Source organism: Nocardioides sp. BP30, from assembly GCF_029873215.1.
Taxonomy (GTDB): domain Bacteria; phylum Actinomycetota; class Actinomycetes; order Propionibacteriales; family Nocardioidaceae; genus Nocardioides.
The window spans coordinates 2272977-2295874 of sequence record NZ_CP123620.1; the positions used below are offsets into that span (position 1 = coordinate 2272977).

Annotated in this window: 21 protein-coding genes; 19 read left to right on the top strand and 2 right to left on the bottom strand. The window is 72.0% G+C overall.

All coding sequences use genetic code 11. The features are described 5' to 3' along the window. The first annotated feature begins 99 nt into the window (after positions 1-99). The 4 genes from pyrR to P5P86_RS10790 are packed head-to-tail and all read left to right on the top strand — an operon-like array spanning position 100 to position 3375. A complete protein-coding gene (gene pyrR, locus P5P86_RS10775) occupies positions 100-678 on the top strand; it encodes a bifunctional pyr operon transcriptional regulator/uracil phosphoribosyltransferase PyrR (RefSeq protein WP_280607435.1) in 579 nt (192 codons plus the stop codon). Further along, a complete protein-coding gene (locus P5P86_RS10780) occupies positions 675-1625 on the top strand; it encodes an aspartate carbamoyltransferase catalytic subunit (RefSeq protein ID WP_280607436.1) in 951 nt (316 codons plus the stop codon). Before pyrR ends, P5P86_RS10780 begins: the two co-directional genes overlap by 4 nt. Then, on the top strand, positions 1622-2920 hold the full coding sequence (locus tag P5P86_RS10785) for a dihydroorotase (protein ID WP_280607437.1): 1299 nt from the start codon (positions 1622-1624) through the stop codon (positions 2918-2920). Before P5P86_RS10780 ends, P5P86_RS10785 begins: the two co-directional genes overlap by 4 nt. A gap of 23 nt (positions 2921-2943) precedes the next feature. Further along, positions 2944-3375 (top strand): DUF1810 domain-containing protein, encoded by a 432-nt coding sequence (locus P5P86_RS10790; protein ID WP_280607438.1) that lies wholly within the window; start codon positions 2944-2946, stop codon positions 3373-3375. Positions 3376-3560: 185 nt separating this feature from the next. On the opposite strand, the gene P5P86_RS10795 is transcribed toward P5P86_RS10790, so the two are convergent. Further along, a complete protein-coding gene (locus tag P5P86_RS10795; protein WP_280607439.1) occupies positions 3561-4091 on the bottom strand; it encodes a DUF1697 domain-containing protein in 531 nt (176 codons plus the stop codon). A 104-nt stretch (positions 4092-4195) separates the two neighbouring features. On the opposite strand from P5P86_RS10795, the gene carA reads away from it, so the two are divergent. The 10 genes from carA to metK all read left to right on the top strand — a co-directional run bounded on the left by carA (position 4196) and on the right by metK (position 14982). Further along, positions 4196-5332, top strand: coding sequence for a glutamine-hydrolyzing carbamoyl-phosphate synthase small subunit (gene carA / locus P5P86_RS10800; protein ID WP_280607440.1), 1137 nt, complete (start codon positions 4196-4198; stop codon positions 5330-5332). Beyond that, positions 5332-8640 carry a carbamoyl-phosphate synthase large subunit gene (gene carB, locus P5P86_RS10805; RefSeq protein WP_280607441.1) on the top strand — a complete coding sequence of 1103 codons (3309 nt, stop codon included), beginning with the start codon at positions 5332-5334 and terminating at the stop codon, positions 8638-8640. Before carA ends, carB begins: the two co-directional genes overlap by 1 nt. Continuing rightward, entirely contained in the window at positions 8640-9716 is a 1077-nt protein-coding gene (locus P5P86_RS10810; RefSeq protein WP_280607442.1) for a quinone-dependent dihydroorotate dehydrogenase, read from the top strand. Before carB ends, P5P86_RS10810 begins: the two co-directional genes overlap by 1 nt. Then, on the top strand, positions 9709-10542 hold the full coding sequence (pyrF, locus tag P5P86_RS10815) for an orotidine-5'-phosphate decarboxylase (RefSeq protein ID WP_280607443.1): 834 nt from the start codon (positions 9709-9711) through the stop codon (positions 10540-10542). The genes P5P86_RS10810 and pyrF overlap by 8 nt, the downstream gene beginning before the upstream one ends. Before the next feature lie 3 nt (positions 10543-10545). Further along, positions 10546-11040, top strand: coding sequence for a hypothetical protein (locus tag P5P86_RS10820; protein WP_280607444.1), 495 nt, complete (start codon positions 10546-10548; stop codon positions 11038-11040). A 103-nt stretch (positions 11041-11143) separates the two neighbouring features. Further along, positions 11144-11464 carry an integration host factor, actinobacterial type gene (mihF, locus tag P5P86_RS10825; protein ID WP_017933575.1) on the top strand — a complete coding sequence of 107 codons (321 nt, stop codon included), beginning with the start codon at positions 11144-11146 and terminating at the stop codon, positions 11462-11464. Next, positions 11457-12104 carry a guanylate kinase gene (gene gmk, locus P5P86_RS10830; protein ID WP_280607445.1) on the top strand — a complete coding sequence of 216 codons (648 nt, stop codon included), beginning with the start codon at positions 11457-11459 and terminating at the stop codon, positions 12102-12104. The genes mihF and gmk overlap by 8 nt, the downstream gene beginning before the upstream one ends. 2 nt (positions 12105-12106) lie before the next feature. Continuing rightward, entirely contained in the window at positions 12107-12439 is a 333-nt protein-coding gene (gene rpoZ, locus P5P86_RS10835) for a DNA-directed RNA polymerase subunit omega (RefSeq protein WP_280607446.1), read from the top strand. A gap of 91 nt (positions 12440-12530) precedes the next feature. After that, on the top strand, positions 12531-13718 hold the full coding sequence (gene coaBC, locus P5P86_RS10840) for a bifunctional phosphopantothenoylcysteine decarboxylase/phosphopantothenate--cysteine ligase CoaBC (protein WP_280611249.1): 1188 nt from the start codon (positions 12531-12533) through the stop codon (positions 13716-13718). A 64-nt stretch (positions 13719-13782) separates the two neighbouring features. Beyond that, positions 13783-14982, top strand: coding sequence for a methionine adenosyltransferase (gene metK / locus P5P86_RS10845; RefSeq protein WP_280607447.1), 1200 nt, complete (start codon positions 13783-13785; stop codon positions 14980-14982). 75 nt (positions 14983-15057) lie between these two features. Here the strand turns inward: metK and P5P86_RS10850 are convergent, their stop codons facing one another. Beyond that, positions 15058-17103: a putative bifunctional diguanylate cyclase/phosphodiesterase gene (locus P5P86_RS10850; protein ID WP_280607448.1), complete on the bottom strand. Its 2046-nt coding sequence runs from the start codon at positions 17101-17103 to the stop codon at positions 15058-15060. 161 nt (positions 17104-17264) lie between these two features. Here P5P86_RS10850 and P5P86_RS10855 point away from each other — a divergent pair, with 161 nt between their 5' ends. From P5P86_RS10855 to P5P86_RS10875, 5 genes are read left to right on the top strand one after another with little or no spacing between them, the layout of a single operon-like run. After that, positions 17265-19334, top strand: coding sequence for a primosomal protein N' (locus tag P5P86_RS10855; RefSeq protein WP_280607449.1), 2070 nt, complete (start codon positions 17265-17267; stop codon positions 19332-19334). Between the two features lie 29 nt (positions 19335-19363). Beyond that, positions 19364-19909, top strand: a complete 546-nt coding sequence (gene def / locus P5P86_RS10860) for a peptide deformylase (RefSeq protein WP_280607450.1) — start codon at positions 19364-19366, stop codon at positions 19907-19909. Between the two features lie 21 nt (positions 19910-19930). After that, complete coding sequence (gene fmt, locus P5P86_RS10865; protein ID WP_280607451.1) at positions 19931-20854, top strand: methionyl-tRNA formyltransferase; 924 nt, start codon at positions 19931-19933, stop codon at positions 20852-20854. Continuing rightward, positions 20835-22217, top strand: a complete 1383-nt coding sequence (locus tag P5P86_RS10870) for an RsmB/NOP family class I SAM-dependent RNA methyltransferase (RefSeq protein ID WP_280607452.1) — start codon at positions 20835-20837, stop codon at positions 22215-22217. The genes fmt and P5P86_RS10870 overlap by 20 nt, the downstream gene beginning before the upstream one ends. Beyond that, positions 22214-22831: a LysE family translocator gene (locus P5P86_RS10875; RefSeq protein WP_280607453.1), complete on the top strand. Its 618-nt coding sequence runs from the start codon at positions 22214-22216 to the stop codon at positions 22829-22831. The genes P5P86_RS10870 and P5P86_RS10875 overlap by 4 nt, the downstream gene beginning before the upstream one ends. The last annotated feature ends 67 nt before the right edge of the window (positions 22832-22898 follow it).

The following is a 22898-nucleotide window of genomic DNA, read 5'->3' on the forward strand; positions in this document are numbered from 1 at the left end:
CAGCGGAAATGGTGCGCCGCGAAGCGGCCGGGCTAGGCTGAGCGCCGTTCGACATTCCTTTAAGAGCCGTCCTGTGAGGCGGAGAAGGAGGTCTTCGCCGTGACGGCGAACCCTGACGAGGGCCGGATCGTCCTCGATGCCGAGGACATCGCGCGTGCGCTGACCCGCATCTCCCACGAGATCCTGGAGCGCAACAAGGGTGCGGAGGACCTGATCCTGCTGGGCCTGCAGACCCGGGGCGTCCCGCTCGCCCGGCGCATCGCCGAGAAGATCTCCGAGGTCGAGGGGATCGGCATCGCCACCGGAAGCCTGGACGTCACGATGTACCGCGACGACCTGCGCAGCAACCCCACCCGCACCCCGCACCGCACCGAGCTTCCCGGCGCCGGCATCGACGGCAAGACCGTCGTGCTGGTCGACGACGTGCTCTACTCCGGGCGCACCATCCGGGCCGCCCTGGACGCGCTCTCCGACCTCGGCCGCCCCGCTGTGGTGCGCCTCGCCGTACTCGTGGATCGGGGGCATCGCCAGCTGCCGATCCGGGCCGACCACGTCGGCAAGAACCTGCCGACAGCGCGCGCTGAGCGGGTCCGGCTCAGCCTGGTCGAGGTCGACGGCCTCGACGAGGTGCGCATCACCGAGCAGCCGGGGCAGCCGGGGCAGGAGTCCGCGCGATGACCCGCCACCTGCTGAGCATCGACGACGTGAGCGTCGCCGACATCCACCAGCTCTTCGAGACCGCAGCCGAGATGCACGACGTGCAGCGCCGCGAGGTCAAGAAGCTGCCCGCGCTCCGGGGTCGTACGGTGATCAACCTGTTCTTCGAGGACTCCACCCGGACGCGATCCAGCTTCGAGATCGCCGGCAAGTGGCTCTCGGCCGACGTCATCAACCTCTCCGCGAAGGGCTCCTCGACCTCCAAGGGGGAGTCGCTGCGCGACACGGTCCTGACGGTCACCGCGATGGGCATCGACGGCCTCGTGATGCGCCACTCCGCCTCGGGGGCGGCGCACCAGGTGGCCGGGTGGCTCGACATCCCGGTGATCAACGCCGGCGACGGCATGCACGAGCATCCGACCCAGGCCCTCCTCGACGGGTACACGCTGACCCGCCGCCTCGGGTCGCTGGAGGGCAGGCACGTCGTCATCGTCGGCGACCTGACCCACTCGCGGGTGTTCCGCTCCAACATCAAGTCGCTGACCAAGCTCGGGGCGAGGGTCACGGTCGTCGCACCGCCGACGCTGATGCCCAGTGGCGTGGGGGCCTGGTCCGAGCAGGCCGGCTTCGCCACGTCGTACGACCTCGACGCGGTGCTGCCGGAGGCCGACGCGGTGATGATGCTGCGGGTGCAGAAGGAGCGGATGTCGGGTGGGTACTTCCCCTCGCCACGGGAGTACACGGTCGGCTACGGCCTCACCCGCTCGCGGTTGGACCTGCTCAAGCCAGGCACCCCGATCCTGCACCCGGGCCCGATGAACCGTGGCCTGGAGATCGCCGCCGACGCCGCCGACGCGGCCGACAGCCTGATCCTCGACCAGGTCTCGGCCGGCGTAGCCGTCCGGATGGCAGTGCTCTACCACCTGCTCGCCGGAGAGGCGGCATCGAACTCGGGGGGAAGCCGATGACCGACCTGCTGATCAAGGGCGCCTCGATCCTGGGGCAGCGCACCGCCGACGTGTACGTCGAGGACGGTGTGGTCAGTGCCGTGGGGACGTCGGCCGGCTCGGCCCGCGAGGCCGGGCGCGTCGGGCAGGTCGAGACCGTCGACGCCGACGGCCTGGTGCTGCTGCCCGGCCTGGTCGACCTGCACACCCACCTGCGCGAGCCGGGGCGCGAGGACGCCGAGACGGTGCTGACCGGCTCGCAGGCAGCCGCCGCGGGCGGCTTCACCGCCGTGCTGGCGATGGCCAACACCACGCCCGTCACCGACACCGCCGAGGCCGCCGAGCGCGTGCTGGACCTGGGCCGGGCCGCCGGCCTGGTGGACGTGCAGCCGGTGGGCGCCGTCACCAAGGGGCTGGCCGGCGAGGAGCTCGCCGAGCTCGGCCTGATGGCGCGGTCGCGTGCCCGCGTGCGGGTGTTCTCCGACGACGGCCGGTGCGTCGGCGACGCACGGGTGATGCGGCGGGCGCTGGAGTACGTCAAGGCGTTCGGCGGCGTCGTCTCCCAGCACAGCCAGGACCCGGCGCTGGCGCCGCACGCCGCGTGCTGCCACGAGGGACCGCTCTCCGGAGAGCTCGGGCTGCCCGGCTGGCCGGGCGTGGCCGAGGAGGTCATCGTGGCGCGCGACGTGATGCTGGCGCGCCACACCGGCTCGCGCGTCCATGTCGCGCACGTCTCCACCGCCGGCTCGGTCGAGGTGGTCCGCTGGGCCAAGGCGCAGGGCATCGCGGTGACGGCGGAGGTCACCCCGCATCACCTGCTGCTGACGACCGACCTGCTGCGCGACTACGACCCGACGTACAAGGTCAACCCGCCGCTGCGCCCGGCCGAGGACGTCGAGGCACTGCGCGAGGCACTGGCCGACGGCACCATCGACGCTGTCGCCACCGACCACGCACCGCACGCCCGTCACGACAAGGAGCACGCGTTCGTCGACGCGGCGTTCGGGATGCTCGGGCTGGAGACGGCGCTCTCGGTCGTGACCTCGGTGATGGTGGAGTCCGGTCGTCTCGACTGGGCCGGTGTCGCGCGGGTCATGTCGACCGCGCCGGCCGGGATCGCCGGCCTGGAGGCCCACGGGCGTCCCATCGCCGTCGGTGAGCCCGCGAACCTCACCCTCCTCGACCCGTCGCACAGCTACGCGGTGGACCGCGAGGAGTCGCTGTCGCTCTCGCGGAACAACCCCTGGCACGGGCGCACGCTGACCGGCCGCGTGGTCGGCACCTGGCTGCGGGGCACGCGCACCTTCGGCGGCTGAGCGCCGCGGGTTAGCCTCGAGGGGTGAGTGACGACTTCGAGCTGGACCGCTTCCTCGCCGCCCAGGCCGGCGGGGTGCACGAGCAGGCGCTCGCCGAGCTCAGGGCGGGCCGCAAGACCAGCCACTGGATGTGGTTCGTCTTCCCGCAGGTGGCCGGGCTGGGCTCCTCGCCGACCGCCCAGCGCTACGCGATCGGCTCGCTGGCCGAGGCCCAGGGCTACGGGGCGCACCCGGTGCTCGGCCCGCGGCTGCGCGAGGTGAGTGCGGCGGTGTCGGTCTTCGACGGTACGCCGGAGGAGCTCCTCGGCGGGATCGACGCTGCGAAGCTGCGCTCGTCCATGACGCTCTTCGAGGCCGCGGCACCGGACGAGCCGCTCTTCGCCGAGGTGCTGGAGCGGCACTTCGGCGGCTCGCGGTGCGAGCACACGCTGCGGTTCATCGCCGAGCACCCCTGAGCGAGAACGTGGAGTGTGGTGCGCACCAGGTGCGCACAAGACTCCACGGTTCTGCCAGGGTGATGCGGGTGGGCGATGTGTTCTCGGACAAGCCTCGAGTTAGCCCTGTGCGATCGGGCGCCGTTCCACCAGATCGGATTCGCCTGGCAGTTGGTCGCGGAGCACCCCTGAGCCTGCTCGACCGCTCAGTTCATCTTCTTCAGGATCCGCGCCAGCGTCAGCGGGGTGCGCGAGGTGGTCTGCTTGCGGTAGGCGCGGTCGAGCCACTTCATCACCTCGGGGCCGCCCGTCACGGTGGTGTCGTGGATGGTGCACAGCGCCCCGTCGACCATTCCGATCACCTGCACGCCGGGCTGCTCGGGCGGCGTGGGTGCTGAAGCCGGCGGCTCCTTGAAGTACGTCACCAGCTGGTAGGACGCCTTGCCGTGCGGGGTGTCGCCGAAGGGACGCTGATCGAGCAGGTGGGCGATCTGCTCCGCCGAGCGCACCACCGTCATCGCGCTGAAGCCGCGCAGCTCGGGCCAGGCCGCCTCGATGCGCCTGCCGAGCTCGTCGGTGTCTGCGCCGCCGGGGGCGCTGAAGACGATGTTGCCGCTGCTGATCACCGACAGCACGTCGGTGAACCCGAGCTCCTCCAGCACCCCGCGCAGCGACTCGTTGGACTTGCGCGGGTCGCCGGGGCCGATGCCGCGGATCAGGGCCGCGTAGCTCGTCATGGGGTCACGGTAGCGATGCCGGACCGCCCTCGCCCGGCTGATAAGGTCACGGCGAACCGAACATCCTTTAAGCACCGTCCTGTGAGGCGGAGAAGGAGGCCCGGGTGCACAGTCGTGCCGCCACCCCTGCACTGCTCGTCCTGGAGGACGGGCGCACCTTCCACGGTGAGTCCTACGGCGCCGAGGGGGAGACCTTCGGCGAGGCAGTCTTCGCGACCGGCATGACCGGTTACCAGGAGACGCTGACCGACCCGTCCTATCACGGCCAGGTCGTGGTCCAGACCGCGCCGCACATCGGCAACACCGGTGTGAACGACGAGGACCCCGAGTCCAAGCGGATCTGGGTCGCCGGCTACGTCGTCCGCGATCCCGCCCGCGTCCCGTCCAACTGGCGCTCGCGCCGGACGCTGGACGAGGAGCTGAGGGCCCAGGGCGTCGTCGGGATCTCCGGCATCGACACCCGTGCCCTGACCCGGCACCTGCGCGAGCGCGGCTCGATGCGGGTGGGCATCTCCACCCAGGAGACCGACCCCGGGAGCCTGCTGGCGAAGGTGCAGGCCGCCGCCGAGATGGCCGGCTCGAACCTCTCGGACGCCGTCTCCACCCCGCAGGCCTACGTCGTCCCGGCCCAGGGCGAGAAGCGCTTCACCGTCGCCGCCCTCGACCTCGGCATCAAGGACATGACGCCGCACCGGATGGCCGAGCGCGGCATCGAGGTGCACGTGCTGCCGGCGACCAGCTCCATCGACGACGTCCTCGCCGTGCGACCGGACGGCCTCTTCTACTCCAACGGCCCCGGCGATCCGGCCGCCACCACCGGCCAGATCGAGGTGCTGCAGGAGGCGCTGAGCCGCGACCTGCCCTACTTCGGGATCTGCTTCGGCAACCAGCTCTTCGGCCGCGCCCTCGGCTTCGGCACCTACAAGCTCAAGTACGGTCACCGCGGCATCAACCAGCCCGTCCAGGACCTGACCACCGGCAAGGTCGAGGTGACCGCGCACAACCACGGCTTCGCCGTCGACGCGCCGACGGACCGGGCGACCACGACGCCGTACGGCGAGGCCCGTGTCAGCCACGTCAACCTCAACGACGACTGCGTCGAGGGCCTGGAGTTGCGTGATGCGGAGACCAACCGACTGAAGAGCTTCTCGGTCCAGTACCACCCGGAGGCCGCGGCGGGACCGCACGATGCGGCGTACCTCTTCGACCGTTTCGTCAGCCTGCTCGAGGGGACCATCTGATGCCGAAGCGCGAAGACATCACCTCCGTCCTGGTGATCGGGTCCGGCCCGATCGTGATCGGCCAGGCCTGCGAGTTCGACTACTCCGGCACCCAGGCGTGCCGGATCCTCAAGGCCGAGGGCCTGCGGGTCATCCTGGTCAACTCCAACCCGGCGACGATCATGACCGATCCGGAGTTCGCCGACGCGACCTACGTCGAGCCGATCACGCCGGAGTTCGTCGAGAAGGTCATCGCCAAGGAGCGCCCCGACGCGATCCTGCCCACCCTCGGCGGCCAGACCGCTCTCAACACCGCCACGGCGCTGCACGAGAACGGCGTGCTGGAGAAGTACGGCGTGGAGATGATCGGCGCCTCCTTCGAGGCGATCCACCGCGGTGAGAACCGCGAGCTGTTCAACGACATCGTGCGCAAGGTCGGGGGAGAGGTCGCCCGCTCGTTCGTCTGCCATTCGATGGACGAGGTGGAGAAGGCGACCGCCGAGCTGGGCTTCCCGGTCGTGATCCGGCCCTCGTTCACGATGGGTGGGCTGGGCTCCGGCATCGCCTACGACGCCGAGGACCTGCACCGCATCGCCGGCGCCGGGCTGTCGGCCTCGCCCACCACCGAGGTCCTCATCGAGGAGTCGATCCTGGGGTGGAAGGAGTACGAGCTGGAGGTGATGCGCGACCGTGCCGACAACGTCGTCATCATCTGCTCGATCGAGAACTTCGATCCCGTCGGGGTCCACACCGGCGACTCGATCACCGTCGCCCCGGCGATGACACTGACCGACCGGGAGTACCAGCACCTGCGCGATCTCGCCATCGGGATCATCCGCGAGGTCGGCGTCGACACCGGCGGCTGCAACATCCAGTACGCCGTCAACCCCGCCGACGGCCGCGTCATCGTCATCGAGATGAACCCGCGCGTCTCCCGGTCCTCCGCGCTCGCGTCGAAGGCGACCGGCTACCCGATCGCGAAGATCGCGGCCAAGGTCGCCGTCGGCTACACGCTCGACGAGATCGCCAACGACATCACCGAGGTCACCGCCGCCTCCTTCGAGCCGACGCTCGACTACGTGGTCGTGAAGGTGCCGCGGTTCGCGTTCGAGAAGTTCCCGACGGCGGACGCCACCCTGACCACGCACATGAAGTCGGTCGGCGAGGCGATGGCCATCGGCCGGAACTTCACCGAGGCGCTCAACAAGGCGCTGCGCAGCCAGGAGAAGAAGGATGCGCAGTTCGACTTCGCCACCCGGATCGAAGCGGACCTCGCGAGCCTGCTCGAGCAGATCGAGGTCCCGCACGACGGTCGCCTGCAGCAGGTGATGCTGGCGATCCGTGCCGGCGCGACGCCCGAGCAGATCTTCGACGCGACCAAGATCGACCCCTGGTACGTCGACCAGCTCTTCCTCATCCACGAGGTGGCCACCGCCGTGGAGACCGCGGCCGAGCTCGACGCCGCCACGCTGCGGCTGGCCAAGCGGCACGGCCTCTCCGACGTGCAGATCGCGCAGATCCGCGCGATCAGCGAGGACGAGGTCCGCGCGGCGCGCTTCGGCCTCGGTGTGCGACCCGTCTACAAGACGGTCGACACCTGCGCCGCCGAGTTCGCCGCGAAGACGCCGTACCACTACTCCTCCTACGACGAGGAGACCGAGGTCGCGCCCCGCGAGCGCCCGGCGGTCCTGATCCTCGGCTCCGGGCCCAACCGGATCGGTCAGGGCATCGAGTTCGACTACTCGTGCGTGCACGCCGCCCTGGAGCTGTCCAAGATCGGCTACGAGACGATCATGGTCAACTGCAACCCGGAGACGGTCTCCACCGACTACGACACCTCCGACCGGCTCTACTTCGAGCCGCTCACCTTCGAGGACGTGCTCGAGATCGTCGAGGCCGAGCGTGCCGCCGGCCCGATCGCCGGCGTGATCGCCACCCTCGGTGGTCAGACCCCGCTCGGCCTGGCGCAGCGGTTGCAGGACGCCGGCGTCCCGATCGTCGGCACCTCGCCGGAGGCGATCGACCTCGCCGAGGAGCGCGGCGCGTTCGGCCGGGTGCTCGCCGAGGCCGGCCTGGTCGCGCCGAAGCACGGCACCGCCGTCTCCTTCGAGGAGGCGCGCGAGATCGCGCACGAGATCGGCTACCCAGTCCTGGTCCGCCCGTCCTACGTGCTGGGCGGTCGCGGCATGCAGATCGTCTACGACGACGAGGCACTGCACACCTACATCGACGCCGCGATGGGCGAGATCGGCATCACCGCCGAGCGTCCGGTGCTGGTCGACCGGTTCATCGACGATGCGGTCGAGATCGACGTGGACGCGCTCTACGACGGCACCGAGCTCTTCCTCGGCGGCGTGATGGAGCACATCGAGGAGGCCGGGATCCACTCCGGGGACTCCTCGTGCGCGCTGCCGCCGATCACGCTGGGCCGCTCCGAGATCGACCGGATCCGTGCGGCCACCGAGGCGATCGCGGCCGGGGTCGGCGTCCGGGGCCTGATCAACATCCAGTTCGCGCTCGGTGCCGACGTGCTCTACGTCATCGAGGCCAACCCGCGTGCCTCGCGCACGGTGCCGTTCGTCTCCAAGGCGACCGGCACGTCGCTGGCCAAGGCGGCGGCCCGGGTCATGCTCGGGGAGTCCATCGCGGACCTGCGCAAGGCCGGGGTGCTGCCCGCCGAGGGCGACGGCGGCGTGTTGCCCGCCGACGCTCCGATCGCGGTCAAGGAGGCGGTGCTGCCGTTCAACCGGTTCCGCACCAAGGAGGGCCAGTTCGTCGACACCGTTCTCGGCCCGGAGATGAAGTCGACCGGCGAGGTGATGGGCTTCGACGCCGACTTCGGCAAGGCGTTCGCGAAGGCACAGGCGGGCTCCTTCGGCCCGCTGCCGACCAGCGGCAAGGTCTTCGTCTCGATCGCCAACCGGGACAAGCGGACGATGATCTTCCCGGCCCGCGTCCTGGCCGACTACGGCTTCGAGATCCTGGCGACCGAGGGCACGGCCGAGGTCCTGCGCCGCAACGGCGTCCCCTCCACGGTCGTGCGCAAGCACTCCTCGGGGATCGGGCCGGACGGGGAGAAGACGGTCGTGGGGATGATCCTCGACGGCGAGATCGACCTCATCGTCAACACGCCGAACGGGTCGGCCACCGGCGCGCGAGCCGACGGCTACGAGATCCGCTCCGCGGCCGTGCTGTCAGGCACACCCTGCATCACCACCGTCCAGGGTGCTGCAGCGGCGGTGCAGGGCATCGCGGCGCTGCGGGCCGGTGGGATCGGCGTACGGTCGCTGCAGGAGTGGGCGGCGCTGGGCTCCGGCGAGGCGCGTTGATGCCGGGTCCGTACCGGCTGCTCTTCGACCAGTTCCTGGTCCGTTCCGACCCGGAGGAGGCGCACCATCGCGCCTTCGCCGCCATCCGGGCGGCGGGCCCGGTGCTCTCCCGACGGTCGTTCCCGGGCACCCCGGTGAGGGCGATGGGGCTGAGCTTCCCGAACGCCTTCGGTCTGGCCGCGGGCTTCGACAAGAACGCACTCGGCATCGACGCTCTGGCCGGGCTCGGCTTCGGCCACGTCGAGATCGGCACCGTCACCGGCGAGCCGCAGCCGGGCAACCCGCAGCCCCGGCTGTTCCGGCTGGTCAACGACCGCGCCGTGGTCAACCGGATGGGCTTCAACAACGACGGCGCCGAGGTCGTCGCAAACCGCCTGCGGCACCGCGCCGAGCGACTGGCCCGCCACCCGCAGCGGCAGCGGCCGGTGCTCGGCGTCAACATCGGCAAGACCAAGGTCGTCCCGGAGGACGACCAGGCGGCGGTCGAGCGTGACTACGCCAAGTCCGCCCGGCTGCTCGCGCCGTACGCCGACTACCTCGTGGTCAACGTCAGCTCGCCGAACACACCGGGTCTGCGCACCCTGCAGTCGATCGAGCGGCTGCAGCCGCTGCTGGAGCACGTACGGCGTACGGCTGACGCGTCGACGCAGACCCGGGTCCCGCTGCTGGTCAAGATCGCTCCCGACCTGGCCGACGAGGACGTCCTCGCGGTGGCCGACATGGCGCTGGCGATCGGGCTGGACGGCATCATCGCGACCAACACGACGATCAGCCGTGACGGGCTCCGGGCGCATCCGCACGAGCTCAGCGAGATCGGCGCCGGCGGCCTGTCGGGCCGTCCGCTGCGTCCGCGGGCTGTTGAGGTGATCCGGATGCTGCGCGAGCGCGTCGGCGACCCTGCGACGGACTCAGGCCGACGGCGCCTGACCCTCATCGGAGTGGGCGGCATCGAGACCGTCGAGGACGCGCGGGAGCGGCTGCGTGCCGGTGCCGACCTGCTGCAGGGCTACACGGCGTTCATCTACGAGGGTCCACTGTGGCCGCGGCGGATCGCGAGAGGACTGAGCCATGGCTGAGCGCCCGACGTTCGGTGAGCGGCTGCATGCCGCCGTCCAGGCCCGCGGGCCGCTGTGTGCGGGCATCGACCCGCATGCGGCCCTCCTGAGTGCGTGGGGGCTCGAGGACGATGTGGCGGGGCTGGAGCGGTTCGCCCTCACCGCGGTCGAGGGGCTGGCGCCGTACGTCTCGGTGATCAAGCCCCAGAGCGCCTTCTACGAGCGATTCGGCTCGCGCGGGATCGCGGTGCTCGAGCGGGTCATCGACGAGTCGCGGGCGGCGGGTGCGCTGGTGCTGCTCGACGTCAAGCGAGGGGACATCGGCTCGACCTCGCAGGCGTACGCCGACGCCTACCTCGACCCCACCTCACCGCTCGGCTGTGACGCGATCACCGTCAGCCCGTTCCTGGGCTTCGGCTCACTCGACCCCTTCGTCGACACGGCGCGCCGCTTCGATGCGGGTCTGTTCGTGCTCGCCCTGACCTCGAACAAGGAGGGACCCGAGGTGCAGCGCGCGGTCACCGAGACCGGGGAGAGCGTGGCGGCGCGGATGTTCGACCACCTGGCGGCGCTCAACCACGGTGCCGAGCCGCTCGGCTCGTTCGGGGCAGTGGTCGGCGCGACGATCGGCGACGCGGGCACCGCGCTGGGCTTCAACGGGCCGATCCTGGCGCCCGGCTTCGGTGAGCAGGGCGGTACCGCCGCCGACATCGGGCGGATCTTCGGCGACCTGCCGGTGTTGCCGTCCTCCTCGCGGAGGCTGCTGCGGCACGGCCCCGACGTGGGCGCCCTGCGCGACGCCGCGCTGGCGACCAACGCCGAGCTCCTCGAGTCCGGGCCGCGCTGAGCTATGACGCACCTGATCTTCCGCGCGTCCACGCGCCGACGGAGTGCGTCGAACCTCGGACGGGCGGTCGCGGGTGCTGTCCTCGTCGCGGGGCTGGCCGGACTGGCGGCGTGCGGTGGCTCCTCCGCCGACGCCTACTGCGGCAGCGTCAAGGACAACCAGGCCAAGCTGTCGAAGATCCTCGGCAACGGGGGAGAGGCGGCGCTGATCGACGCGCTGCCGACCTTCCGCACCCTGCAGGCGAAGGCGCCCGGCGACATCCGGCCCGACTGGGACGTCGTGGTCAAGCGGCTCTCCGCCCTGCAGGGAGCGCTCTCCGACGCCGGCATCGACCCCGACACCTACGACGCCAAGAAGCCGCCGGCCGGCGTCAGCGCCGCCCAGCAGCAGGCCGTCGCCGCGGCCGCGACCGCGCTGGGGAGCGCGGCGACGGCCACCGCACTCGATGCCGTCCAGCAGCAGGCTCGCGACGTCTGCCACACGCCGCTGTCCCTGTAGCGCCGGAGCGGACGGGGCCGCCGTTGCCGCCTCGGAGGGTTCTGACTAGATTGGCGCGGACCGCACCCCGCCCCCTCATCACGACACCATGAAGTAGGACTCTGTGGCACTTCCTCCGCTCACCCCCGAACAACGTCAGGCCGCCCTGGAGAAGGCCGCGGCCTCTCGGCGGGAGCGGGCCGAGGTCAAGAACCGGCTCAAGAGCTCGGGCGCCACCATCCTGGAGGTGATCAAGGAGGGCCAGGCCAACGACGTGGTCGGCCGGATGAAGGTCCTCGACCTCCTCCAGGCGATGCCGGGGCTGGGCAAGGTCCGTGCGCGCCAGGTGATGGAGCGGCTGGGCATCGCCGAGAGCCGCCGGGTCGCCGGTCTCGGCGCCAAGCAGATCGCCGCCCTGGGCGAGGAGTTCGCCGGGCGTGAGTGAGCCTGACCTCGCCGCGCCGCGTCCTGCCGGGAGCCGGTTGGCGGTGCTGGCCGGCCCGACGGCCGTCGGCAAGGGCACGGTGGCCGCGGCCATCCGCTCGGACCATCCGGACGTGTGGATCTCGGTCTCCGCGACCACCCGGCCGCCGCGACCGGGCGAGGTCGACGGCGTGCACTACTGGTTCGTCTCCGAGGAGGAGTTCGACCGGATGATCGCCGCCGACGAGCTGCTGGAGTGGGCGACAGTGCACAAGGTGGCCCGCTACGGCACTCCCCGCAGGCCGGTGGAGGAGGCGCTCGCGGCCGGTCGCCCGGCACTGCTGGAGATCGATCTCCAGGGCGCGCGACAGGTCCGCCGTACGCTCGACCGGATCCCCGGCGTCGAGGCGCTGTTCGTCTTCCTCGCCCCGCCGTCGTGGGAGGAGCTGGTGCGCCGGCTCGTCGGCCGCGGCACGGAGAGCGAGGCCGAGCGGGAGCGCCGGCTGGAGACGGCGAGGGTCGAGCTTGCCGCCGAGGCCGAGTTCGACGTGACCATCGTCAACCGTGAAGTTCGTGCCGCTGCGGCCGAGTTGGTAGCCTTGATGAAGCTGGGCGTGGGTGACCACGCCGGCGACCCCGATCCGAAGACCAGTGAGGCTTAACCGTGGCTGCTCCCGCAATCGACGCCCAGGGCGTGACCAACCCGTCGATCGACGACCTGCTCACGAAGACCGACAGCAAGTACAAGCTGGTCCTCTACAGCGCCAAGCGCGCCCGCCAGATCAACGCCTACTACTCCCAGCTCGGTGAGGGCCTGCTCGAGTACGTCGGTCCCCTCGTGGACACCCACGTCCAGGAGAAGCCGCTCTCGATCGCGCTGCGCGAGATCAACGACGACCTCCTCACCTGCGAGGACGTCGACCCGGCCGAGCTCGCCGCCGAGGAGTCCGCAGCTCGTGCAGCCGCGGCGGACGACCCGTTCGCCGCGAGCGAGTGAGTCGGCGCTGACCATTCACCACGCCGCGTCGGCCGCTTCCCCGTCGGGGGAGCGGCCGGACGTCGTTCAGGGGCCCGCACAGCGCGTCGTCCTGGGTGTCTCGGGTGGCATCGCCGCCTACAAGGCGGCCGAGCTGCTGCGCCGGTTCACCGAGCACGGGTACGACGTCACGGTCGTGCCGACCGCTTCGGCGTTGGAATTCGTCGGCGCCCCGACCTGGGAGGCACTCTCCGGCAAGGCGGTGGCCACCGATGTGTTCGAGAACATCACCGAGGTCCCGCACGTGCGGCTCGGGCAGAGCGCCGACCTGGTGGTCGTGGCTCCCGCCACGGCCAACACGCTGGCGCGCGCCGCGCACGGCCTCGCCGACGACCTGCTGACCAACACCCTGCTGACCGCTCGCTGTCCGGTCGTCTTCGCCCCGGCGATGCACACCGAGATGTGGGAGCACCCGGCGACCCGCGACAACGTCGCGACGCTGCGCCGTCGCGGCGCCGTGGTGATCGACCCGGCCGAGGGCCGGTTGACCGGCAAGGACACCGGCAAGGGCCGGCTTCCCGATCCGGCCGAGATCTTCGAGCTGTGCCAGGCGGTGCTTGCCCGCCGCGGTGCCAGCGACCTGGCCGGTCGGCATGTCGTGGTCAGCGCCGGTGGCACCCGGGAGTACCTGGACCCGGTGCGCTTCCTGGGCAACAGGTCCAGCGGGCTGCAGGGCTACGCGATCGCCCGGGCCGCCGCCGCTCGGGGCGCGGAGGTCACCCTCGTGGCCGCCAACGTGTCCCTGACCGATCCGGCCGGCGTGAAGGTGCTGCACGTCGAGACGACGGCACAGCTGCACGACGCGATGCTGGCGGCGGCAGCCGACGCCGACGCGGTCGTGATGGCCGCCGCGCCGGCAGACTTCCGGCCGACCGACGTATCGGAGGCGAAGATCAAGAAGGCCGCCGACGGGTCGGCCCCCACGATCGAGCTCGCCCAGAACGCCGACATCCTCAAGGAGCTGAGCCAGCATCGCGGCCGCGCCGGCCAGGTGGTCGTCGGCTTCGCCGCCGAGACCGGCGACGCGACCGGCTCGGTCCTCGAGCTCGCGCGCGCCAAGCTGGCCCGCAAGGGCTGCGACCTGCTGGTCGTCAACGACGTCAGTGGCGGTGCCGTGTTCGGCAGCGCCGAGAACGAGGCGGTCATCCTGGGCTCCGACGGCACGGCCGCGGAGGTCCCCCAGGGCAGCAAGAGCGCCCTGGCCCAGGTGATCGTGGATCACATCGTGGCACGGCTCTGACCGACGCGCTCAGAGCGACCGCTACGCTAACCGCACTCATCCGATCAAGAAACGGAGCACATTCGTGACCGGACGTCTTTTCACCTCCGAGTCCGTGACAGAGGGTCACCCGGACAAGATCGCCGACCAGATCAGCGACACAGTGCTCGACTACCTGCTCGAGCACGACCCCAAGAGCCGCGTGGCCGTCGAGACGCTGCTGACCACGGGCCTGGTGGTCGTGGCCGGCGAGGTCACCACGGCGGCGTACGCGCCGGTCGCGCAGCTGGTGCGCGAGAAGGTCCTCGAGATCGGCTACGACTCCTCGGAGAAGGGCTTCGACGGCAACTCCTGCGGCGTGCAGGTGGCGATCGGCGCCCAGTCGGCCGACATCGCCCAGGGTGTCGACACCGCCGAGGAGAACCGGCTCTCCGGCTCCGAGGACGCTCTCGACAAGCAGGGCGCCGGTGACCAGGGCCTGATGTTCGGCTACGCCTGCGACGACACCCCGGAGCTGTTCCCGCTGCCGATCAAGATCGCGCAGACCCTCGCCGAGCGGCTCACCGCTGTGCGCAAGGACGGCACGCTCGCCTACCTGCGTCCCGACGGCAAGACCCAGGTCACCATCGAGTACGACGACGACAACCGCGCCGTCCGCGTCGACACCGTCGTGCTGTCCACGCAGCACGCCGAGGACGTCACCCAGGAGCAGCTCGCCGCCGACATCAAGCAGCACGTCATCGAGCCGGTCCTCGAGCAGTTCAAGACCTCGGTGCCGTTCGACGGCTACAAGCTGCACATCAACCCCACCGGCCGCTTCGTGGTCGGCGGCCCGATGGGCGACGCCGGCCTGACCGGCCGCAAGATCATCGTCGACACCTACGGTGGGATGGCCCGCCACGGCGGCGGTGCCTTCTCCGGCAAGGACCCGTCGAAGGTCGACCGCTCCGCCGCCTACGCGATGCGTTGGGTCGCGAAGAACATCGTCGCCGCGGGCCTGGCCCGGCGCGCCGAGGTCCAGGTGGCCTACGCGATCGGCAAGGCGCACCCGGTCGGCGTGTTCATCGAGACGTTCGGGACCGAGACCGTGCCGGTGGAGAACATCCAGAAGGCGGTGCTCGAGGTCTTCGACCTGCGCCCGGGTGCGATCGTGCGCGATCTCGACCTGCTCCGGCCGATCTACGCCAAGACCGCCGCGTACGGCCACTTCGGCCGCGAGCTGCCGGAGTTCACCTGGGAGCGGACCGACCGCGCCGAGGCGCTGAAGGCCGCCGCCGGCGTCTGATCGTCTTCTGCGGACCTGCGAGTCGGCGCATCCTCGAGGCGAGGATGCGCCGATTCGCGTTCCACGGGTCGGGCGCTACTCGGCGTGGCTCAGCTGACCGGAGAGCAGGATGTCGGCCATCGCCGTGGGCCGTCCGAACAGGAAGCCCTGGGCCTCGTCGCAGCCGGCCTGGCTGAGCAGGGCGAGCTGGTCGTCGGTCTCGATGCCCTCGGCGAGCACGGCCATCCCGAAGGTGCGGCCCAGGGACAGCACCGTCTGGATCAGCTCGACCGTCTGCTGCGGCGTGCCGCTCCCGGAGAAGAACGACCTGTCGATCTTGATCCGGTCGAACGGGAAGGTCCGCAGCGCGTCCAGGGAGGAGTAGCCGACGCCGAAGTCGTCGAGCGCGACGCCGACCCCCAACGCCTTGACCTCCTCGAGCGTGCGCAGGGCGTTGTCCCGGTCGGTGAAGACGGCCGTCTCGGTCATCTCCAGCTCGAGCCGGTCGGCGGGCAGCCCGGTCTCGGCCAGCACCTCGCGCACGGTCTGTGCCAGCCCCGGCTCGCTGAGCTGGACCGCCGAGACGTTGACCGAGAGCCTGTACGGCGGCTCCCAGCGGACCGCCTCGGCGCACGCCGTGCGCAGCACCCACGCACCGATCGGCACGATGAGTCGGGTCTCCTCCGCCAGCGGGATGAAGTCGGTGGGGGAGATGACGCCCTGCTGCGGGTGCTGCCAGCGGAGCAACGCCTCGTAACCGCGGGCCTCGCCGGTCTCCACGGCCGTCTGCACCTGGTAGTGCAGGAACAGCTCGTCGCGGGCGAGCGCCTCGCGCAGGTCGGCCGACAGGCCGCGCAGCGACCGCGTCCGCCCGTCGATGGCGGCGTCGTACAGGCACACGTTGTGGAGCGGGTCGCTCTTGGCGCGGTACATCGCCAGGTCCGCGTTGTTGACCAGCGCCTCGGCGTCGTCGGCATGGTCGGGGAAGACGGCGGCGCCGATACTCGCCCGAGGCACGATCGCGTCCTTGCCGATCTGGATCGAGGGGGCGAGGACGCGGCGCAGGTTCTCGAGGAAGGCGGTCAGCTCGCGGTCGCCGTCGAGCCGGCACAGGGCGACGAACTCGTCACCGCCCATCCGCGCGATGAAGGCGCCCTCCTCGTCCTGGGTGAGCTCGGCCATCCGGGCGCCGAGCACCCGGAGCACCTCATCGCCCGCCGGGTGCCCGCGCAGGTCGTTGATCTCCTTGAAGTTGTCCACGTCGATGACGATCAAGCCGAGCCGGCCGCCCTGCTGGATGGCCCGGTCGATCTCCACCTCGAGCCGGTCGTTGAGACTGGCGCGGTTCGGGAGCCCGGTCAGGACGTCGTACATGGCCAGCCGGCGGAAGCGCTCCAGGGAAGCCGTCCGGGACCGGTCGTCGATCAGGTAGCCGACCATCCCGGCGCCGATGGTGACGAACGACATCGCGGCGATGGCCACGGCCAGGACGTACTGCGAGCTCTGATCCATCGGTGTGCCGGCTCCGGCCATCGCGCCCATGCCGGACCCGTGGTGCATGGACGCCATGCCGGTGAAGTGCATGAGGACGACGGAGGCCGCGAAGAGCAGGCACATCCGGTTCGCACCGTGGCGCGCGCCCGAGCAGGCGGCCCGCAGGGCGAGGACCGCCGGGACGATCCCGAGCGCCACCGAGAGAGCGATCAGCGCGGGGTCCCACGACATCGAGCCGGGCATGTGCATGGCGCTCATGCCGACGTAGTGCATCGCCGAGACGGCGAGGCCGACGACGGCGCCGCCGAGCGCCGGTCGTGCCGGCAGGCGCGGGGCGCCGGCGGCCAGCAGGAACCCGGCTGCGCTACCGGCGACGGCGATGAGCAGCGAGACGCCGGTCATCGTCCAGTCCAGGTCCATCTCCACGCCGGGCCGGTAGCCGAGGATGTCGACGAAGTGCGTGCACCAGATGGTCACGCCGCTGGAGAGCGCTGTGAGCAGCAACCAGGCGCCGCGCTGGTCGCCCTCGCCGTCGATCAGGCGTTGGAAGAAGCGGGAGGTGGCCCAGGCGCCCGCCAGGCACACGAGAGCCGCGACGCCGACCAGCGCTAGGCTGTGGTCGGCCACGGCGCCGTGGTTGATGGTCATCGAACGTGCCTCACGAAGAGCCCCATGGTCTGTGCCGCACCCGGGCGGGGGTTCGGCGTTGTCTCCTGTCCCCGCGGGCACAGCCTTCGGAGGCTACCATCGGCGGGTCCGGGCCGAAGCTGAATCGAGCGGTGTCGGACACCGCTGGTAGAACTGCGCGCATGACCGCCCCGGGCTCCGACGCCGATCAGCTCCTCGAGCTGCCTGGCTTCGTCCGGGACCGGGTCGCCGAGGGGCGTGCCAAGGCGCGGGCCACCAAGCAGCGCAAGGCCGCCGAGGCCCAGATCACCGAGCGGGACCCGGTCGCGCAGGTCCTGGTCGACCTGCCCCTGGCTCACCTCGACCGGCCCTTCGACTACGCGGTGCCGGTCGCGATGGACGAGCTCGCCCGTCCCGGGGTGCGGGTCAAGGTGCGGTTCGCGGGGCAGGACGTCGACGGCTACCTCCTCGCGCGGGTCGCCCACAGCGACCACCCGGGCAGGCTCGCGCCGCTGCGCCGCGTCGTCAGCGCCGAGCGGGTGCTCTCCCCGCAGGTGGCGTCGTTGACGGCGACGATCGCGGAGCGGTACGCCGGGACCCGCTCCGACGTCCTGCGCCTGGCCGTGCCGGCCCGGCACGCCACCGCCGAGCGGGAGACCTCGACGCCGGCCCCGACCGCAGCGCGCTGGGATCCGGCGGCCGCCGAGGAGGCGTGGGCCGGTCACGAGCCGGGCGGCGCCTTCCTGCGCCATCTGCGCGATGACGGCGCGCCGCGGTCGGTGTGGCACGCGGCCGCCGGCACCGACTGGCCCTTGCTGCTCGCCCAGGCCGCGGCGGCGACGCTGGCAGGCGGTCGGGGCAGCCTGCTGGTGGTGCCCGACCGCAAGGCGGTGGCGCGGCTCTCGGCGGCGTTGGGCAGGGTGCTCGGGCCCGGTCACCACGTCGCCCTCACCGCCGACGCCGGGCCCGCCGAGCGCTACCGCTCCTTCCTCGCGGTGTCTCGTGGCGCGGTGCGCGTCGTGGTCGGGACGCGCGCCGCTGCCTTCGCCCCGGTCCACGATCTCGGTCTGGTGGCGCTATGGGACGACGGTGACGACAACCATGCCGAGCAGCGGGCGCCCTACCCGCACGCCCGCGAGGTGCTGCTGCTGCGCGCGGCGCAGGAGCGGGCCGCCGCGCTGATCGGCGGTTTCGCCCTCACCGTCGAGGCCGACCAGCTCGCCCGCACCGGCTGGGCGCACCCCATCGCGCCGAGCCGCGCGCTGGCGCGTGGCCGGGCGGTGGTCGGCGTCACGGGAGCCACCGACTTCGACCTCGAGCGCGATCCGCTGGCCCGGGTCTCGCGGGTGCCGCGCGACGCCTTCGCGACCATCAAGAGCGCGCTCGAGCTCGGGCCCGTGCTGGTGCAGACGCCGCGGCGTGGCTACGCGGCAGCGCTGGCCTGCGACACCTGTCGTACGCCGGCGCGCTGCCGCGCATGCACCGGCCCGCTGCAGCTGACGGGCCCTGTCACGCCGCCGCGCTGCCGCTGGTGCGGCACCCAGGCCGACGCCTGGGCCTGCTCGACCTGCGGCGGCCACGGGCTGCGGGCCCCGATCGTGGGTGACGCCCGCACCGCCGAGGAGCTCGGCCGGGCGTTCCCCGGCGTGCGGGTCGTGACCTCCAGCGGGGATCGGGTGCTGGAGACGGTGCCCGGGCGGCCTGCGATCGTGGTGGCCACCCCCGGAGCGGAGCCGGCTGCGGAATCGGGCTACGCGGCGGTGCTGCTCCTCGACACCTGGCTCGCGCTGGGCCGGCCCGACCTGCGCACCGAGGAGGAGGCGCTGCGGCGCTGGAGCAACGCCGCCGGGCTGGTCATGCCGGCCGGCCGGGTGCTCCTGGTCGGCGATCCCGCCCACCCCGCGGTGCAGGCGCTGGTGCGCTGGGACCAGCCCGGCTTCGCCGCCCGCGAGGCCGAGCAACGCGCGTTGGCCCACCTCCCCCCGGCGAGCCGACTCGCCTCGCTGACCGGCGATCCCGGCGCTCTCGCCGATGCCCGGACGCTGCTGACCCTGCCCGAGCACGCCGAGCTGCTCGGCCCGGTGCCGGTCGACGAGCAGGAGGAGGGCGAGGAGGGGGAGCAGCGCCTGATCGTGCGGGTCCCGCGCACCGAGGGTGCCGCCCTGTCCGCGGCCCTCGGTGAGCTGCAGCGGCTGCGCTCGGCCCGGCGGCTGGAGGCCGTCCGCATCCAGGTCGACCCGCCGAGTCTGTGAGCAGGCCCGGTCCTCCCTAGACTCTCCCCATGGCCATCCAGCCCATCCGCCTCTTCGGCGATCCCGTGCTGCGCCGCCGCGCGACGGAGGTCGTCGACTTCGACAAGGAGCTGCGTCGGCTCGTCGAGGATCTCACCGAGACCATGCTCGACGCGCCGGGCGCGGGTCTGGCGGCACCTCAGATCGGCGTCGGCCTGCGCGTCTTCACCTGGTACGTCGACGGCGAGGTCGGCCACCTCGTCAACCCGCAGCTCACCCTGTCCGAGGAGTGCCAGGACGGTGGCGAGGGCTGTCTCTCGCTGCCCGGCCTGACCTACGACACCCGGCGCGCGATGCATGTCGTCGCCAACGGCTTCACCATGCACGGCGACCCGGTCACCATCGAGGGCTCCGAGCTGCTGGCCCGGGCCATCCAGCACGAGACCGACCACCTGGACGGCGTGCTGTTCATCGACCGGCTCGACGAGGCCGCGCGCAAGGCGGCGATGCGCGACATCCGCTCCTCGGAGTGGTTCGGTCTCGACCGCCCGACCGTGAAGGTCAGCCCGCATCCGATGTTCGGCACCGGACGATGACCCGCCTGGAGAGGGCCTGAGATGCGCTGTGTCTTCGCCGGCACCCCCGAGGTGGCGCTGCCGTCCCTGAACGCCCTGGCGGCCAGCGGCCACGAGCTCGTCGGCGTGGTGACCCGTCCGGATGCGCCGTCCGGCCGCGGCCGGAGGCTGGTCGCCTCGCCGGTGGCCCAGCGCGCCGAGGAGCTCGGCGTACCCGTGCTCAAACCCGACCACCCGCGCGACCCGGGCTTCCAGGAGCAGCTCCGGGCGCTGGCACCCGAGGTCTGCCCGGTGGTCGCGTACGGCGCGCTGCTGCCGCAGAGCGCCCTGGACATCCCCGAGCACGGCTGGGTGAACCTGCACTTCTCGCTGTTGCCGGCCTACCGCGGCGCGGCTCCGGTGCAGCGTGCGATCTGGGAGGGCGAGGAGATCACGGGCGCCACCACGTTCCGGATCGTCAAGGAGCTCGACGCCGGGCCGACCTTCGGCCTGATGACCCAGATGGTCCATCCCGATGACACCGCCGGGAGCTTGCTGGCGAAGCTCGCCGAGGGCGGTGCCGGACTGCTCGTGGCGACCCTCGACGGCATCGCCGAGGGAGCGCTGGTCGCCCGCGAGCAGCCGACCGACGGGATCTCCTACGCCGCCAAGATCACCCCCGAGGACGCCCGGATCACGTGGTCCCAGCCCGCGGCCGGCATCGAGCGGCAGATCCGGGCGTGCACGCCGGCGCCGGGTGCGTGGACGCTGCTCGACGGTGAGCGGTTCAAGGTCGGTCCGGTCCAGCTGACCGAGGAGGAGCTCGCGCCCGGCACGCTCGAGGTGCGCAAGAGCGAGGTGCTGGTCGGCACCGGGAGCGTCGCGGTCCGGCTGGGACTGGTCAGGCCCTTCGGCAAGAAGGAGATGGCCGCCGCTGACTGGTCGCGGGGGGCACGGGTGGGTTCGGGTGTCCGGTTCGGGGCGTGACCCGGGGCGCGGTCGGGGACGGGGCCGCCGCCCCGGTACGCCGCCGCGTGGTGGCCGCGCGCCCGTCGACCCGGCTCGGCTGGCGGCCTTCGAGGTGCTCAAGGCCGTCCGGGTGGAGGATGCCTACGCCAACCTGGTGCTGCCGCACGTGCTCGGCCGGCTCGGGCTGAGCGGGCGGGACGCGGCCTTCGCCACCGAGCTCGCGTCCGGCACCCTGCGCGGCCAGGGCACCTACGACGCCATCCTGGCCGGCTGCGTCGACCGGCCGCTGGCCAAGGTCGAGGCCAAGGTGCTCGACGCGCTGCGGCTGGGCACCCACCAGCTGCTCGCCATGCGGGTGCCCACCCACGCCGCCATCGCCACGACCGTCGACCTGGTGAAGTCGAAGGTCGGTCCCGGCGCCGGCGGCTTCGCCAACGCCGTGCTGCGCAAGGTCGCCGAGCGCTCGATGGCGGAGTGGACCGAGGGGATGGCGCTGCCGGAGCGGACGTCGCACCCAGCGTGGATGGTCGAGCTGCTGCGCGACGCGCTCGACGTCCCCGACGAGCTCGAAGCGCTGCTGGCAGCCGACAACGCGCCGCCGCGGGTCACCCTGGTCGCGCGCCCCGGACGCGCGAGCCGGGCCGAGATCGAGGGCGAGCCCACCACGTTCTCGCCGTACGGCGTGAGGCTCGCGGGCGGCTCGCCGCTCGAGGTCCCGGCGGTGGCCGAGGGCCGCGCGGGTGTGCAGGACGAGGGCTCCCAGCTGGTCGCGCTGGCCCTGGCCCAGGCGCCGGTGAAGGGTCGCGACGAGCGCTGGCTGGACCTGTGCGCCGGCCCTGGCGGCAAGGCGGCGCTGCTCGACGCGCTCGCCGCCGAGGCCGGTGCGGTGCTGATCGGCAACGAGCGGCAGCACCATCGCGCCCGGCTGGTGCGCGCCAACGGCGTCGCGCGGGTGGTGGCCGCCGACGGCATCCGTCCGCCGTTCGCGCCGGGCACGTTCGACCGGGTGCTGGTCGACGCACCGTGCAGCGGGCTCGGCGCGCTGCGGCGCCGTCCCGAGGCACGCTGGCGCCGGCGCCCCGCCGATGTCACCGAGCTCGTCCCGCTCCAGCGTGACCTGCTCCGTTCCGCGCTCGACCTGACCCGCCCCGGTGGCGTGGTCGTCTACGCGACCTGCAGCCCGGTGCTGGCCGAGACCCGTGACGTCGTCGTGGCCGTCGTGAGCGAGGACCCGGGGGTGCTGCTCGAGCCGGTGTCGGGGGCGGCCGGCGACGTACCCGATGCGCGCGGGCCGCTGCCGGGCACCGTGCAGCTCTGGCCGCACCGGCATGGGACCGACGCGATGTTCATCGCGGCGCTGCGCAAGGAGGAGTCGCGATGAGCAGCTATCCCACGTTCTTCCTCTTCGCCGTGCTGGTCGCGCTCGCCCCGGGGCCGGACACGTTCATCACCCTGCGGGTCACCGTCGCCGGCGGTCGCGAGCGCGGGCTGTGGACGGTGGCCGGCATCATCGCGGCCAACGTCGTCCTCGGTGTGCTGGCCGCGACCGGTCTCGGTGCGGTGATCCGCGACGCCCACACGCTCTTCGACGTGTTGCGCTGGTTCGGGGTGCTCTACCTGGCCTGGCTCGGCCTGCAGGCGGTGTGGGCCGGCCTGCGCGGTGACGGGGGCGGCTGGAGCTCCGGCGGCAGCGCCCGGATGGCTCCGCACGCGGCGATGCGCCAGGGGTTCGTCTCGACGTTCACCAACCCCAAGGCGCTGGCGTTCTACCTCGCCGTGCTGCCGCAGTTCGTCAGCGCCTACGCCGGCTTCGTCGAGCTGATGGCCTACGCCCTGACGTTGGCCGTCCTCGGCGCGATCTACCTGATCACCATCACCCTGGTGGCGCATGGCGCGATGACCTTCATCAGCCGGGAGCGGGTGCGCCGGGGCATCGACGCCGGTGTGGGCGTGATCATGCTCGGCTTCGCAGCGGCCCTGGCGCTGGACAACTGAGCGGGCGGTGAGTCTCGGCGTGGTCTCCGGGCCGCGCTGAGACCCACGACACCGGTGCGCTGGCTAG

Coding starts and splice junctions, on each gene's coding strand:
- fmt (WP_280607451.1), top strand. CDS start 19,931: ATGCGCTGTGTCTTCGCCGGCACCCCCGAGGTGGCGCTGCCGTCCCTG.
- pyrF (WP_280607443.1), top strand. CDS start 9,709: ATGGCTGAGCGCCCGACGTTCGGTGAGCGGCTGCATGCCGCCGTCCAG.
- P5P86_RS10780 (WP_280607436.1), top strand. CDS start 675: ATGACCCGCCACCTGCTGAGCATCGACGACGTGAGCGTCGCCGACATC.
- def (WP_280607450.1), top strand. CDS start 19,364: ATGGCCATCCAGCCCATCCGCCTCTTCGGCGATCCCGTGCTGCGCCGC.
- P5P86_RS10850 (WP_280607448.1), bottom strand. CDS start 17,103: ATGACCATCAACCACGGCGCCGTGGCCGACCACAGCCTAGCGCTGGTC.
- P5P86_RS10810 (WP_280607442.1), top strand. CDS start 8,640: ATGCCGGGTCCGTACCGGCTGCTCTTCGACCAGTTCCTGGTCCGTTCC.
- P5P86_RS10795 (WP_280607439.1), bottom strand. CDS start 4,091: ATGACGAGCTACGCGGCCCTGATCCGCGGCATCGGCCCCGGCGACCCG.
- P5P86_RS10785 (WP_280607437.1), top strand. CDS start 1,622: ATGACCGACCTGCTGATCAAGGGCGCCTCGATCCTGGGGCAGCGCACC.
- P5P86_RS10875 (WP_280607453.1), top strand. CDS start 22,214: ATGAGCAGCTATCCCACGTTCTTCCTCTTCGCCGTGCTGGTCGCGCTC.
- carB (WP_280607441.1), top strand. CDS start 5,332: ATGCCGAAGCGCGAAGACATCACCTCCGTCCTGGTGATCGGGTCCGGC.
- P5P86_RS10820 (WP_280607444.1), top strand. CDS start 10,546: ATGACGCACCTGATCTTCCGCGCGTCCACGCGCCGACGGAGTGCGTCG.
- P5P86_RS10855 (WP_280607449.1), top strand. CDS start 17,265: ATGACCGCCCCGGGCTCCGACGCCGATCAGCTCCTCGAGCTGCCTGGC.